Annotated in this window: 12 protein-coding genes; 4 read left to right on the top strand and 8 right to left on the bottom strand. The window is 65.1% G+C overall.

Going from position 1 to position 14,452, the window contains the following annotated elements:
- Nucleotides 1-118: 118 nt before the first annotated feature.
- Nucleotides 119-667 carry a DNA starvation/stationary phase protection protein gene (locus KTQ42_RS02300; protein WP_217344032.1) on the bottom strand — a complete coding sequence of 183 codons (549 nt, stop codon included), beginning with the start codon at nt 665-667 and terminating at the stop codon, nt 119-121.
- A 299-nt stretch (nt 668-966) separates the two neighbouring features.
- On the opposite strand from KTQ42_RS02300, the gene KTQ42_RS02295 reads away from it, so the two are divergent.
- Nucleotides 967-1,221 (top strand): hypothetical protein, encoded by a 255-nt coding sequence (locus tag KTQ42_RS02295; RefSeq protein WP_217344031.1) that lies wholly within the window; start codon nt 967-969, stop codon nt 1,219-1,221.
- 152 nt (nt 1,222-1,373) lie between these two features.
- Nucleotides 1,374-4,520, top strand: a complete 3,147-nt coding sequence (locus tag KTQ42_RS02290) for an EAL domain-containing protein (RefSeq protein WP_217344030.1) — start codon at nt 1,374-1,376, stop codon at nt 4,518-4,520.
- A gap of 19 nt (nt 4,521-4,539) precedes the next feature.
- Here KTQ42_RS02290 and KTQ42_RS02285 read toward each other — a convergent pair whose 3' ends face one another.
- The 7 genes from KTQ42_RS02285 to KTQ42_RS02255 form a co-directional block, all read right to left on the bottom strand.
- Nucleotides 4,540-5,340: an FRG domain-containing protein gene (locus KTQ42_RS02285; RefSeq protein ID WP_217344029.1), complete on the bottom strand. Its 801-nt coding sequence runs from the start codon at nt 5,338-5,340 to the stop codon at nt 4,540-4,542.
- An 870-nt stretch (nt 5,341-6,210) separates the two neighbouring features.
- Nucleotides 6,211-7,215, bottom strand: coding sequence for a TRAP transporter substrate-binding protein (locus KTQ42_RS02280; RefSeq protein WP_217344028.1), 1,005 nt, complete (start codon nt 7,213-7,215; stop codon nt 6,211-6,213).
- 75 nt (nt 7,216-7,290) lie between these two features.
- A complete protein-coding gene (locus tag KTQ42_RS02275) occupies nt 7,291-8,094 on the bottom strand; it encodes a CoA ester lyase (RefSeq protein WP_217344027.1) in 804 nt (267 codons plus the stop codon).
- Complete coding sequence (locus KTQ42_RS02270; RefSeq protein ID WP_217344026.1) at nt 8,091-9,455, bottom strand: MmgE/PrpD family protein; 1,365 nt, start codon at nt 9,453-9,455, stop codon at nt 8,091-8,093. The genes KTQ42_RS02275 and KTQ42_RS02270 overlap by 4 nt, the downstream gene beginning before the upstream one ends.
- Nucleotides 9,456-9,687: 232 nt before the next feature.
- The gene (locus tag KTQ42_RS02265; RefSeq protein ID WP_217344025.1) at nt 9,688-10,866 is read right to left on the bottom strand and encodes a CaiB/BaiF CoA-transferase family protein; all 1,179 of its coding nucleotides are present in this window, start codon (nt 10,864-10,866) and stop codon (nt 9,688-9,690) included.
- A 9-nt stretch (nt 10,867-10,875) separates the two neighbouring features.
- Nucleotides 10,876-12,036 (bottom strand): acyl-CoA dehydrogenase family protein, encoded by a 1,161-nt coding sequence (locus KTQ42_RS02260; protein ID WP_217344024.1) that lies wholly within the window; start codon nt 12,034-12,036, stop codon nt 10,876-10,878.
- A gap of 101 nt (nt 12,037-12,137) precedes the next feature.
- Entirely contained in the window at nt 12,138-12,989 is an 852-nt protein-coding gene (locus KTQ42_RS02255) for a MaoC family dehydratase N-terminal domain-containing protein (RefSeq protein WP_217344023.1), read from the bottom strand.
- 145 nt (nt 12,990-13,134) lie between these two features.
- On the opposite strand from KTQ42_RS02255, the gene KTQ42_RS02250 reads away from it, so the two are divergent.
- Together KTQ42_RS02250 and arfB are read left to right on the top strand one after the other, a co-directional pair.
- Nucleotides 13,135-14,037, top strand: a complete 903-nt coding sequence (locus tag KTQ42_RS02250) for a LysR substrate-binding domain-containing protein (RefSeq protein ID WP_217344022.1) — start codon at nt 13,135-13,137, stop codon at nt 14,035-14,037.
- 2 nt (nt 14,038-14,039) lie between these two features.
- Complete coding sequence (arfB, locus tag KTQ42_RS02245; protein WP_217346781.1) at nt 14,040-14,444, top strand: alternative ribosome rescue aminoacyl-tRNA hydrolase ArfB; 405 nt, start codon at nt 14,040-14,042, stop codon at nt 14,442-14,444.
- Nucleotides 14,445-14,452 lie beyond the last annotated feature (8 nt).

Below are 14,452 nucleotides of genomic sequence, written 5' to 3'. Positions count from 1 at the left end.
TGGTGGTGGAATGCCCCTGCGGGGTATTCCACCCTACGCCCTCAGGGGCATGGCAAGCAGGCGGGATGCGGTGTACGCCCCACGGGGCCTGCATCATGCTGAGATGGCCGAATCCGCTCTAGTGCCCGGTGCGGTCCGGGTTGCGGTCCGCTTCGAACAGGAACCAGGTACGTTCCTCGGTCTCGTCTATCCAGTTCTCGATCAGGCTGGCGGTGGCGATGTCACGGTTGTCGTCGCAGACTTCATGCGCTTCGCGCAGGCTGGCCACCAGCGCGCGGTTGTTGTCGCACAGCTCGGACAGCATCTTCGACGGCTCGACGAATTCCTCGTCGTTGTCGGGAATGCGCTGCAGCCGCGACACATGGCCGATCGAGCGCAACGTCTTGCCGCCCAGCTTGCGGATGCGCTCGGCCAGCGGGTCTGTCATTGCAAACAGTTCGGTCGCCTGGTCATCCAGCATCAGGTGATAGTCGCGGAAATGCGGCCCGCTCATGTGCCAGTGGAAGTTCTTGGTCTTCATGTACAGCGCGAACACGTCGGCCAGCACTGCATTGAGCGCCTCGGCCACTTCGGTGGTTGCCTGCGGCCTGAGGTCGGTCGGCGTCTTGAGCGCCGGCGCGGCGATGCCGTCGTCGCCTTGCTGCTTGTTTGCTTTTGGAGCGTCCATGTTGGTTCCTGAAAAAAGGGGGGTGAGTCCTGCCTTGTAGCAGCAGGAACGGAGGGATCCGATTCTCGGATTCCGGTTTGGCTCGCATGTTCAAAAAAAACCCGGCTAAACGCAGCAGTATTGCGAATAATCAGCGCTGACAGCCCCCACTGGCTTATGGCCGCGCCATCCTGCCAAGCCCTCCCTGCCGCCCACCCGCGGCCTTTGACGATTGACAAGACCGGCGATGTATGCATGCGCTGGCCTTCTTCTTGCATTGCTCCTGGCTGACAGCCGTACAGACCAGCACAGGACCATCCATGAAAAAAGCGTACAAGGAACCCGGCCTCACCACCGAAGGCGTGGTGTTTTCCGTCGAAGTCGACTCGGTCGAGCGTGAATTCCTGATCCTCAAGAGCGCCCTGACCTATCTCTGCAAGTTGCAGGGTTTCACCATGGACTTCATGAACACCTACCGTGCATGCGAAGCCCGGATACACAGCGTCGCGCGGCGCCTCGCCGCCAGCGCGCCCAGGGGCGGGCCGGTAGTCCTCAATACCGCCTGCTTCGTTTGAGGGCGTGGCAACGGGGCCGGCTGCACGATTCTGGACCAACCGCCCGCCGACCTGTCCAGCATGATGCAAGCGGTCAGCCCTTCATTGCGTCAAGGAAATAGATGGCACGGGCATTGCTTGAAGGAACAGTCTCTTCCAAGCGGGGCCCATGCATGCAGAACTACCTATCCCGCCTTATTGGCGGACTGAGCGTCGGCCGCAAGCTGGCGCTGATCTATTTCCTCGACCTGACCGCGGTGATTTTCGTTTCGGGCATCCTGATCAACGAAAAGTACATTGCCATCGACTTTACCGACAAGGAAATCGCCGGCGCCCACTATATCGCCGCAGTGAGCCGCAGCCTGGTGCCGCTGGCGCAGGGCCAGCAAGCCGCATCGTCCGCCGACACTGCCGCAACGCTGTCCCGCCTCGACGAGGCGCGCTCCCGTTACGGCGCGCTGTTTGGCGCCAACGATCTCGCACAGGCATACGGCCAGGCGCTACGCGCCCATGCAGGCGACCAGGCATTCGATGCCGGCCGCGCCCTGATTACCCGCATCGGCAACCAGTCCAACCTGATACTCGACCCCGACCTCGACAGCTACTACACGATGTCGCTGGTGATGCTGCGCTTCCCGGAACTGCTGGGCCTGCTGCGCGAAGCCGGGCAACTGGCACAGCGCCTGCAGGCGCATCCGGATGCGAACGGCCACACCCGGCTGCTGCTGCTGGAAGGCCGGCTGGACGCCACGATGCACGGCATCGCCAGCGATTACGAGGAGGCATTTGCCGCCAGCAAGCCGGCGCTGCGGGAACGGCTCTCGGCCAGCCGCGCCGCGCTGCTCGACGCCGTGGTGGTATTCCGCGCAGCAAGCCACAGCCTGGAGCGCCAGGACGGCACCGTCCTGGAGCGGGATCGCATCGCGGCGGTGCAGGCGCTGGCCAACGCATGGCATGCCGCCCAGGACGACCTGCAGCGCCTGCTGGCCTTGCGCAATGCCGAGGCCTATTCCCGGATGTGGACGCATCTGGGCACGGCAGCGCTGCTGCTGATCGTGATCCTGAATGTGGTGTTCTTCGTGGCCAGCCAGATCTCGCGGCCGATTTCGCGGCTGGCGCAGGTCGCGGCCCGGGTCAGCGGTTCGGGCGACTACACGCTGCGCGCCGACTGGCGCAGCGGCGACGAGATCGGCCGCCTGGTCAGCGGCTTCAACGGCATGCTGGAGCAGCTGGACCATCAGCGCATGAGCCAGCAGGAACTCGTGGCGCGCCATCGCGCCGCCGACGCCCAGCGCGAGCTGGTGGAAGCCATTCCCATCCCGATGATGGTCACCTCGATCCCGACCCACGAGGTGCTGCATGCCAACGAGGCGGCGCAGTCCTGGCTCAATGGCTGCCGCAGCGATCCGTGGAAGGCCGGCATGCCGGGGCCGACCCGGGCCCGCTTCTTCCAGGCACTGACCGACATGGAATCGGTGGACCAGTTCGAAGTCTGCTGGCGCGGCGGCCAGACGCCTTCCTGGGCGCTGGTGTCGGCGCGCTGCATTGTCTACCAGGGACAGCGCGCCGTGCTGACCACCTTCACGCCGATCAACCAGATGAAGCTGATGGAGCAGCGCCTGGAACTGTGGGCCAAGGTGTTCGAAGCCTCTTCGGAAGGCATCGTCATCGCCGACCCGCAGGGCCGCATCCTCGATGTCAACCGGGCCTTCTGCCGCAGCGCCAACCTTGACCTGGCCGAGCTGCTTGGCGCCAATCCGCGCGCGCTGCTCGACGAGCGCAATCCGGCGCGCTTCCTGGCCGACATCACCGATGCCGCCCAGAACCTCGGCAGCTGGCAGGGCGAAGCCTGGCTCAAGCGCAAGGGCCGCGACCCCTATCCCGCATGGCTGGTGCTCAACGCGGTGCGCGATGCGCAGGGCGAGGTCAGCCATTACATCGCCATCTCGCTCGATATCAGCGAACGCAAGAAGAACGAGCAGCGCATCGCCTACATGGCGCAGCACGACGCGCTGACCGGCCTGCCCAACCGCAGCCTGTGCCAGGAGCGGCTGCAGCTGTCACTGGCGCAGGCCCGCCGCACCGGCCAGAAGGTGGCGCTGCTGTTCGTCGACCTGGACCGCTTCAAGAACATCAACGATTCGCTCGGCCACCATGTCGGCGACGGCCTGCTGCGCTCCATCGCCAGCCGCCTCACCGCCTCCGTGCGCGAAGGCGACACGGTGTGCCGGCTGGGCGGCGATGAATTCGTGGTGATTCTGAATGGCGTCGGCGATGTCGACGAGATCGGCCGCATCGTCGACCAGCGCCTGATTTCTCTGGTGCGCAGGCCGCATCAGGTGGATGGCGCGGAACTGCATATCTCGTGCAGCGTCGGCGTGGCGGTGTTTCCCGACGACGGCAACGATATCGACCAGCTGATGCGGCATGCCGACGTGGCGATGTACCAGGCCAAGAACAGCGGGCGCGACAACCTGCAGTTCTTCACGAAGGAGCTCAACCACAAGGTCGTGCGCCGGCTGCAGCTGGAAAACGACCTGCGCCATGCGGTCGATCGCGGCGAGCTGCTGCTGCACTACCAGCCAAGGATCGATGCGCAGAGCGGCGCGCTGGCGGGCGTGGAAAGCCTGGTGCGCTGGATCCATCCGGCGCGCGGCCTGATACCGCCGGCTGACTTCATCCCGATCGCGGAGGAAACCGGGCTCATCGTCGGCATCGGCGCCTGGATCATCAATGAGGCATGCCGCCAGCACCAGGCCTGGCAGCAGGAGGGGTTGGGCCCAGTGCCGATCTCCATCAACCTGTCGGCACTGCAGCTGCGCGAGCCCGGCCTGTGCGCGATGCTTGCCCAGGCGCTGCTGCGCCATGCGGTGGACCCGGCCCAGATCGAACTTGAGCTGACCGAATCCCTGCTGATGGACAATGTCGCCGACACCATTGCCGTTCTGCGCGACATCAAGGCGCTGGGCTGCGCCATCTCCATCGACGACTTCGGCTCGGGCTATTCCAGCCTGAACTATCTCTACCGCTTCCCGATCGACAGGCTGAAGATAGACCGCTCCTTCATCCAGAGCATGCACAGCGCGCCGAAGAACCTGGCGGTGATCAATGCCATCATCGGGCTGGGCCATACGCTGGGCCTGAAGGTGGTGGCCGAGGGCGTGGAGCACTTGCCGGAAGCCGAGCAGCTGAGGGCGGCCGGATGCGATGAGCTGCAGGGCTTTCATTACAGCCGGCCGCTGCCGGCGGAGCAGGCGCAGCAATGGATCAGGGCGCATGGCGGCATGCTGGACGCGGGCCGCGCGCTGCGGCTGGCATGAAACCCGGTCCGCTGGAACCTCAGCTCAGGCCGCCCTGCTCCGGATCGATGCCCGCCCCGCTCCATACCATCTCCAGTTCGAATGCCAAGGAGCGCGCCAGGCCGTCGAGGTCGGGAAACAGCGAGGCATGGGTGATGTTCATGCGGTACAGCGTGCGCATCGCCTCGTCGCGTATCGATGGCGGCAGCAGCAGCTTCTGCATCAACGGGGCGTCGGCGGCGTAGCCGTCCAGGATCTGGTCCAGCGGACGGTCCAGCAGGCCCGGCACCGCGAACATGCCCGACTGCGCCACCAGCCGCCGGTCCATCTGCATCGGCTCGCCGACCCAGACCACCTCGTGGATGTTCTGCATGAAGTAGTACTCGAATTTCCCAGGCAGCCGCGGGTCGATCGCTTCACGCGTCAGTTCCGGCCGCTCGCGCGGCACCGCATGCCAGAGCGCCGGCGTATTGAGCGCATAGACGGCCGAGGTGCCGATGGCGCGTTCCAGCGCAAAGAAGGCGGCCACGAACGGCGACTTGGTAAAGTCGAGCAGGCGGGTCGGCGCGCCGTGATGCTGCATCAGCGCCACGGTGCGCAGCTCTTCCTGCAGCACCGCCTCATTGCTGAGGTAGTTATGCGCCTTGCGCCGGAAGATGCGCAGGGCGCGCTTCTCGCGCTCGGTCCAGGAAGCGGCGTCCGGCACGAATTCGCTGAAATAACGCGACAGCGAGGACGACAGCTGCGATCCGGCATAGCGCTGGCCACGGAATGCCCAGCCGTCGAGCGCGGCCGTGCGGTCGATGAATTCCTGCCAGGTGTGGATGGGGATTTCTTCCATGGTGGGGGCCAGCAAAGACAAGCCAGGCTCGATGTTCTCACTGTCATCGACATCACGGATGGAAATCCATCAAGCCGCAGATCGTTTGAATTTTACGCGCAACAGCTTACTTGTTCCGTTCCTCGTACCCTGCTGGAAACAGACCTGCTCGGCTGACTTGCAGTAAAGGATAGATGCAGAACTTCATCACGGACAGATGATGAGGTGGAACGCCCGCTTGGGGCAATGTTCAACCAGGAACATTGGTCAACAATACGGTTTCGGTTTGCGACCGATGGTGCGATGCGCTTCGAGTGTTGGAGCCTGCAAAAGCGGTTGCGGTTGCGGTTGCGGTTGCGGTTGCGGTTGCGGTTGCGGTTGCGGTTGCGGTTGCGGTTGCTTTTGCCTTTCAACTTCCCGTTGAGCGCGCCGTGCCGGCGGTGCCCCGAGCGGGAAAAGGTGCGGCGTCTGTTTGAGCGCAGCGTAGCGTAGCGAGTTTAGCCGCGCCCCGCTCGGGGCACCGCCGGCACGGGAACCCCGCGCAGCGGGGCGCGATCATCGGGGCCGCCTTTTTTGGTTACTTTTTTGGCGGAGCAAAAAAGTAACCCGGCCGCCGGGACGGACTCCCGGCTTCTCTCCACGGCAGTGCAATCGCCTTGCGTCACCCGGCAAGGCACGGGCAGCACCGTCGCCTTGGCCTTGAATTTGGATTTGGAACGATAGGTAAATGCAAAGCCCTGACTAGATCGACCAACCTTGGAATGCCCCTCCGGGGGTATTCCACCCTACGAAAGACGCCGCACCATATCCGCTTCAGCCATCGCCGTCACGGCGTGATCAACGGGGCCTGAACTGCGACGGCAAACCGCAACCGCAATGCGCCACGCGCCCTTACTTCACCCCCAACGCCGCCGACTCCTTATCCACCGCCATCAGCACTTCCTTCCCCACCCTGCCTTCCACTTCCTTCCTGACCGGCAGCAAGGCCTTGCGCCATTCCGCCTTCTCGGCATCGTTCAGGGCATAGACCTCCGTCTTGCCCGCCTTCCTGATGGCCTCCAGCGCATCGCGGTTTTCCTGCTCGGCGATGGCATTGGTGTACTTGGTGGCATCCCGCATCGCGCCTTCCAGCTGGGTGCGCACATCCGCCGGCAGGCCGTCCCAGAACTTCTTGTTGACGATCACCGCATAGCCTATGTAGCCATGACCGGAAATCGTCAGGTGCTTCTGCACCTCGTGCATCTTCTGCGTATAGATGTTGGACGGCGTGTTCTCGGTGCCGTCCACCACGCCGGTCTGCAGCGCCTGGTAGGCTTCCGAGAAGGCCATGACCTGCGGGTTGGCGCCCAGCGCGCGGAATTGCGCGTCCAGCACCTTGGACGACTGGATGCGCATCTTCATGCCCTTGAAGTCGGCCGGCTTGCGCAGGGGCTTGTTGGCGGTCATGACCTTGAAGCCGTTGTCCCAGTAGGCCAGGCCGGTGATGCCCTTGGGTTCGAGCTTCTTGAACAGGTCGCGGCCGACCTGGCCTTCGGTGACGCGGTACAGCACGTCCTTGGTCGGGAAGATGTAGGGAATGTCGAAGGCCTCGAATTCCTTCACGCCCAGCGGTCCAAACTTGGCCAGCGACGGCGCCAGCATCTGCACCGCGCCCAGCTGCAGCGCTTCCATTTCTTCCTTGTCCTTGTAGAGCGTGCTGTTGGGATAGACCTCGACCTTGACGCGGCCGCTGGTGGCCTTCTCCGCCAGTTCCTTGAAGCGCTCCGCACCCTTGCCCTTGGGGGTGTCGTTCGCCACCACGTGGCTGAACTTGATCACGATCGGCGCCTGCGCATGGGCGCCGGCGGACCACACCATGGCCGCGGCCATGGCAAATGCGAGGGGTTTGAATGTCATGATGGTCTCCTTATCGTTCTTGGTCCGCCGTCCGCGACGGCGGCATGATGCAGGCATGGTTTGCCTGGCATCGATTCATGCCGCTATGCTGCGGCTTGCTTCATCCCTGATAGCTTGCGCCTTCAGTATTACCGGGCGGTCGATCATCTTGCCGTCCAATGCCACTGCGGCGCCATCGGTATTTTCCACAGCCTGCAATACCCGCTCGGCCCATGCCACTTCCTCTGCCGTTGGCGCAAAGGCCGCATGGACATGGGCCAGTTGCTTCGGATGAATGCACAGCTTGCCGCCAAAGCCGTTGCGGCGCGCGCGACGGGCGTCGTCCAGGATCTGCGCGCCATCATCCAGCGCGGTGGTGACGCCATCGACCGGCGGCAGGACGCCGGCCAGCCGCGACGCCAGCACCAGGTGGGAGCGGAAGTACTGCAACTCTTCCACGCCCTCATGCAGGCCCAGGTCCAGGCTGAAATCGATGCTGCCGAACAGCAGCCGTTCCACCCCAGGCTGACGCGCCAGGGCCAGCGCCTGATGCAGGCCCAGCGCGGTTTCGATCAGCGGGAGCACTGCCGGCGCGCCCTTTTGCCGCAGCAGGGCAATGTCTCCGGCCTGCTCGGCCTTGGGCAGCACGATGCCGGACACGCCCGGCAGGCCGCACAGTTCGGCATCCGCGGCAAACCAGGCGGTGTCGGCGCTGTTGATGCGCACCAGCACGGGATGCGCTGGCGACAGCCAGGCACGCACCGCGTCGCGGGCGGCCGCCTTGTCGGCCGGGGCCACGGCATCCTCGAGGTCGATGATTACCGCATCAGCCCCGGCCGCGAGCGCCTTGGCAAAACGCTCGGGCCGGTTGCCCGGCACGAACAGGTAGGAGCGGTTCATGGCAGCAGCCTGCCCACCCGCTCGGCGCGGGCGATGTTCCACAGCCGCTCGAAGGCGGCGCGCATTTCGCCTTCGCTGGCGGACTGGCTGAACTCGGCCAGCCGCAGCGCCTTCTGCTCCAGCTCCTCGCGCGACAGCGTGTTGCCGGGGTCGCCTTTCGGCTCATCGACCCGGCCTTCATAGCGCTGGCCATCCACCGTTTCCACCGTGACCTTGCCGATCCAGCGCGCCGGATAAGCCTGGTCGACTTCCTGGTCCAGCACCATCCGCACCTTGTCGCGGAAGGCGCGAATGCCGATGTCATTGAAGGACTGGTCGAATTCCTTCATGCCGGCGCTGTGGAACTGGCCGATCAGGCCCAGCACGGTGCCCATCGAGAACTTGGCCTGATGCACGGTCTGCGGATTGACCACCGGCCCCAGCACGTCGATGGCGCCCTGGTGCACATGGGCGGTGACGCGGCCGATCTGTTCCGGCCGCAGGTGATGCTCGCTGATCACCTGCAGCAGCGCATCGGCGGCCGGATGGGTGTGGCGGCAGGATGCATGGAACTTGAACGAGGTCTCGGCCAGGGCCCAGCGCTGGCCGAGGCGGTCGGTCAGGCGTGACGGGTCTGCATCGGTCGACATGCCGGCGGCCATGCCCTGTGCGCCTTCCAGGATGCGCTGCGCGCCGGTAAAGCCTTCCTGCGCGAGGTAGGCCGACATCAGGCCATCGGCGGCGGCCTTGGCGGTATGCAGCTGCTTGGAGTCGGCGGCGTCGCGCAGGAATTCCCACAGGCCTGCGGCCTGGGTGCCGGCCGAGCCGAAGGCATGCAGCATCTGCTCCGGCGAAAGCTTCAGCAGCCGGCCGACCGCCGCGGCGGCGGCGATGGTGCCGGCGGTGCCAGTGGTATGGAAGATGCGGTAATGCGAGCGGCCCAGGAATTCGCCGACCCGGATGCCAACCTCATAGCCTGCCACCGAGGCCGTCAGCAGTTCGCGGCCGGAGGCGCCGATCACCTGGGCCACCGCCAGCGCCGCCGGGAACACCACGGCGGCCGGATGGAATACCGAGCCGTTGTGCACGTCGTCCTGCTCGGCGAAATGGGAGGATGCGGCATTGACCATGGCGGCAAACAGCGGCGTGCTGCCGGTGCGCGAGATCAGGATTTCGCAGGGGCCGTCGGCCGGCCCCATCTGCCGGGCAAAGCCGGCGATGGTCTGCACCGGGCGGCCGATCCTGCCGGCCAGCGCCGAGCCGAACCAGTCCAGCAGCAGGTCTTCGGCGCGCCGCATCACGTCGGATGGAATGCTGTCGAACTGCAGCCCGGCGGCAAATGCGGCCAGGGCCTTGCTGGGGTGGTTTTCCGTGTATTCCATTTGGGTTTCCCTTATCAGTTTCGCTCCGCCGTACCAGCGCGGCAGGCATACGGCGCCAAGCAGTTGATCCCGGCAAGACGCAGCCTTCGCTCCCCGTTTTGCCGCCCAACGTGCAATGCCCTTCGGGTATTGCACCCTACGTTCCAACATCCCCGACCGCGTAGGGCGTAATACCCCGAAGGGGCATTACGCGTTACCTCCAACACACCCAGTGCATCGCACCGCGCAACGCCTACACCGCCTTTTCCGCATGCAGCCTGGCAATCCGATCCCCATCGAATCCCAGCTCCGCCAGGATCGCATCGGTATGCTGGCCCAGGGCCGGCACCGGGTCCATCCTCGGCGCATAGCCGTTGGGCATGCCTGGCGGCAGCAGCGCCGGCACCGGGCCTGCGGGCGTGGCCACCTCGGTCCAGCGATGCCGGGCCTTCAGCTGCGCATGCTCCCACAGGTCATGCATCGTGTTCATGTGCGCATTGGCGATCTGCGCCTCTTCCAGCCGCCCGATCACCTGATCGGCAGCGAGGCCGGCAAACACGCCGACGATCAGTTCATACAGTTCCTTGCGCGAAGCGCTGCGCAAGGCATTGGTCCTGAAGCGCGCATCGGTGGCGAGTTCGGGCTGCAGCAGAACCTTGCTGCAGAACACCGCCCATTCCCGCTCGTTCTGCAGGCCCAGCATCACTACCTTGCCGTCGCCCGCCGGAAACGGCCCATAGGGATAGATGGTGGCATGCGAAGCAGCCGCCCGCGGCGGCGGCTCGGCGCCATCCATGGCGTAATACAGCGGGTAGCTCATCCATTCGGCCATGCTCTCCAGCATCGACACATCGATATTGCAGCCCTGCCCGGTCTTGCCGCGCTGGATCAGCGCCGCGAGGATATTGGTATAGGCATACATGCCGGCAGCGATGTCGGCCACCGAGCAGCCGGCCTTGGCCGGCTCATCGGGCGAACCGGTGATGGACAGGAAACCCGACTCGCTCTGGATCAGGAGGTCATAGGCCTTCTTGTCGCGATACGGGCCATAAGAACCATAGCCGGAGATGTCGCAGACGATGAGCCCCGGATACTGCGCCTTCAATGCCTCGTACGACAGCCCCAGCCGGGCGGCGGCGCCGGGCGCCAGGTTCTGTACCAGCACATCGGCCTTCTCCAGCAGCTGGTGCAGGATGGGCACCGCTTCCTCATGCTTCACATCCAGCGTCAGGCTTTCCTTGGAACGGTTGGTCCAGACGAAATGCGAGGCCAAACCGCGCACCCGCTCGTCATAGGCGCGCGCGAAGTCGCCCACGCCGGGACGTTCGACCTTGATCACGCGGGCGCCGAGGTCGGCCAGCTGGCGGGTGCAGAACGGCGCGGCGATCGCGTGTTCCAGGGTAACGACGGTGATGCCATCAAGGGGTCGCATGGCGCTTCCTCAGAACGAGCGTGGCAGTCCGAGCATGTGCTCGGCCACATAGGACAGGATCAGGTTGGTCGAGATCGGCGCGACCTGGTACAGCCGGGTCTCGCGGAACTTGCGCTCGACATCGTATTCGGCGGCGAAGCCGAAGCCGCCATGGAACTGCAGGCAGGCATTGGCCGCTTCCCACGAAGCATCGGCCGCCAGCATCTTGGCCATGTTGGCTTCGGCGCCGCAGGGCTGGTGCGCATCGAACAGCGCGCAGGCCTTGTAGCGCATCAGGTTGGCCGCCTCGATGTTGACGAAAGCCTTGGCGATCGGGAATTGCACGCCCTGGTTCTGGCCGATCGGCCGGCCGAACACCTCGCGCTCGGAGACGTACTTCGTGACCTTGTCGATGAACCAGTAGCCGTCGCCTATGCATTCGGCGGCGATCAGGGTGCGTTCGGCATTGAGGCCGTCCAGGATGTACTTGAAGCCCTTGCCTTCCTCGCCGATCAGGTTCTCTTCAGGAATCTCCAGGTTCTCGAAGAACAGTTCGCTGGTCTCGTGGTTGACCATGTTGGGAATCGGCCGCACGGTCAGCCCCTTGCCGATTGCCTCGCGCAGGTCGACCACGAAGATCGACATGCCCTCGGACTTCTTCTTCACCTCGGCCAGCGGCGTGGTGCGCGCCAGCAGGATCATCAGGTCGGAATGCTGCACCCGCGAGATCCACACCTTCTGGCCATTGACCACGTATTTGCCGCCCTTTTTCACCGCGGTGGTCTTGAGCTTGGTGGTGTCGGTGCCGGTGGAAGGCTCGGTCACGGCCATCGACTGCAGCCGCAGTTCGCCGCTGGCGATTTTGGGCAGGTAGTACTGCTTCTGCTGGTCCGAGCCATGGCGCAGCAGCGTGCCCATGTTGTACATCTGGCCGTGGCAGGCGCCGGAATTTCCGCCGGAGCGGTTGATTTCTTCCATGATCACCGAGGCCTCGGTCAGGCCCAGGCCGGAGCCGCCGTATTCCTGCGGTATGAGCGCCGCCAGCCAGCCGGCCTTGGTCAATGCATTGACGAAGGCTTCCGGATAGCCACGCTGCTCGTCGACCTTGCGGAAGTACTCGGCCGGGAATTCCGTGCACAGCGCGCGCACCGCGTCACGGATGTCCTGGTAGGGGTCGTTATGTTGATGCATGGTGGGCTCCTGTTGTCGTTGTCGGTAGCGGTGGCGATGAGGGGTGCGGCGGAAGCGGTGCATTGCGCTTCGCGTAATGCACCCTGCGATCCTTGCTGGCTTCAGGCGCTGATCAACGCTTCGGCCTGCATCGCCAGTTCGCCCCGCTGGTTCCTGGCCCATAGCCTCACGCGGCCGTCCGCGCCGGGCTGGCCGCATACAGTGAAGGGCTCGATGTCAAACAGCGGCCCCACCGCCCTGAAGCTGAATTCCTTCACTACCGCGTCCGGCATATTGCGGCGCAGCAGGTCCAGCAGCAGCGTGGCAATCAGCGGGCCATGCACGATCAGGCCCGGATAGCCTTCGACACCGGTGACGTAGCTGCGGTCGTAATGGATGCGGTGGCCGTTGAAGGTCAGCGCGGAATAACGAAACAGCAGCACCGGGTCGGGCACGATCTCCCGTGTCCACGCTGCCTCCTGCGGCGCGGGCTTGCCGGCCGGCGCGGCGGCGCCAGGCTGCGGCAGGTCGCGGTAGACGATGTCATGCTCCTCGGTGACCGCAATGCGCCCGTTCTGCGCAATCTCATGGCGCACCGTGACGAAGGCCAGCTGCCCGCTGGCACCGGCCTTGGCCTGCACATCGAGGATGCGCGAAGTGCGGGTCGCCGCCTCGCCGATGGCCAGCGGCGCGGTGAAGACGAGGCGGCCGCCGGCCCACATGCGGCGCGGCAGCGGCACCGGCGGCAGGAAGCCGCCGCGCTGCGGATGGCCGTCGGCGCCGACCTCGGATGCCGGCGCCACGGTCCAGAAATAGATCCAGTGCCACAGCGGCGGCAGCGCCGCAACCGGGGCGGCCTGGTCCAGCGTGGCGGCCAGCGCCGCGGACATGGCCGGCTGGATCAGGTCTTCCTTCACTTCGGTCCTGCCCACCCACTGCTGCAGCAGCGGCAGGTCGAAAGCATGGTCTGTCATCGCGTTTCCTGTCATGTCGGATTGGCGGCCAGTGTGCTGTCTGATGCCGTCTTGCGCAATCTGCAATTTTCTAAGGGGGGCTATCATTTTCGTGAAGCATCGTCGCGCGCCGTAAAATACCGGCCTGCCTCATCTGGAAGCCATCATGCTGTTCGACCTGACCGACCTGCGTTTGTTCATCCATATCGCCGAACTGAAGAGCCTGACCCGCGCGGCCGAGCGCAGCCGCATGTCGCTGGCCGCAGCCAGCAACCGCATCAAGGAGCTGGAGTCGCGCTTCGGCATGCGCCTGCTCTACCGCGAGAACAAGGGGGTGCAGCTGTCGCCGGCCGGCGAGACGCTGCTCGGCCATGCCCAGCAGTTCATGCAGCAGGTGGAACGCCTCAAGAGCGACATGCAGCAGTACAACAATGGCATCAAGGGCCATATCCGCATCTTCGCCAATACCACCGCCGTCACCGAGTTCATGCCGGAAGTGCTGGGCGCCTTCCTGGCCCGCCATCCGCAGGTCAATGTGGCGCTGGAGGAAAGGCTGAACCAGGACATCGTGCGCGGCATACAGGAAGGCACGGCCGACATCGGCATCGCCGCCGGGCCCGTGCAGGGACAGGGCCTGGAGATCATCAATTTTTCCACCGACAGGCTGGTGCTGGCGACTGCGCCCGACCATCCGCTCGCCCATGCCGGCAGCGTGGCCTTTGCCGATACCCTGGCCTATCCCCATATCGGCCTGCATGAAGGCAGCACGCTGTGGCATTTCCTGAACCGTATCGTGTCCGAGGCCGGCCAGCGGCTGGAGCTGCGCATCCAGGTGCGCGGCTTCGAGGCGATGTGCCGCATGGTCGAGGCCCGGGTCGGCATCGGCATCCTGCCGCAGTCGGCGGCGCTGCGGCACAGCCGCACCATGCAGCTGTCCCTGGTGGAACTGACCGAGCCGTGGGCGCTGCGCGAGCGCAGCGTGGTGGTGCAGACGCTGGAAGGCCTGCCGCACTATGCCCGTGAACTGGTGGAAGTGATCCGCGGCATCGGCCCGGACAGGAAGGCGTGACCATGCTGCATGCGCCGCCGATACCGGAAAGCGAGGTCGAGATCACCGCGGTGCGGGCGCAGGGCGCCGGCGGGCAGAACGTCAACAAGGTGTCCAGCGCGATTCATTTGCGCTTCGACATCCGCGCCTCGTCGCTGCCGGAAGCCATCAAGGAAAGGCTGCTGGCATCGAACGACCAGCGCATCACCCGCGACGGCGTGCTGGTGATCAAGGCGCAGGCCCATCGCAGCCAGGAGCAGAACCGCGAGGATGCGCTGCGGCGGCTGCAGGACATCGTCGAGGCGGTGGCGGTGCCGCAACGGGTGCGGCGGCCAACGCGGCCAACCCGCAGCTCGCAGAAGAAGCGGCTGGAGACCAAGTCCAGCCGCGGTCAGATCAAGGCACTGCGCGGCAAGGTGACGGATTAAGAAGCGCG

The organism is Noviherbaspirillum sp. L7-7A, assembly GCF_019052805.1.
GTDB lineage: Bacteria > Pseudomonadota > Gammaproteobacteria > Burkholderiales > Burkholderiaceae_D > Noviherbaspirillum_A.
Note: the sequence above shows the minus strand (reverse complement) of the source record. Positions and strands in the feature narration are given on the sequence as shown.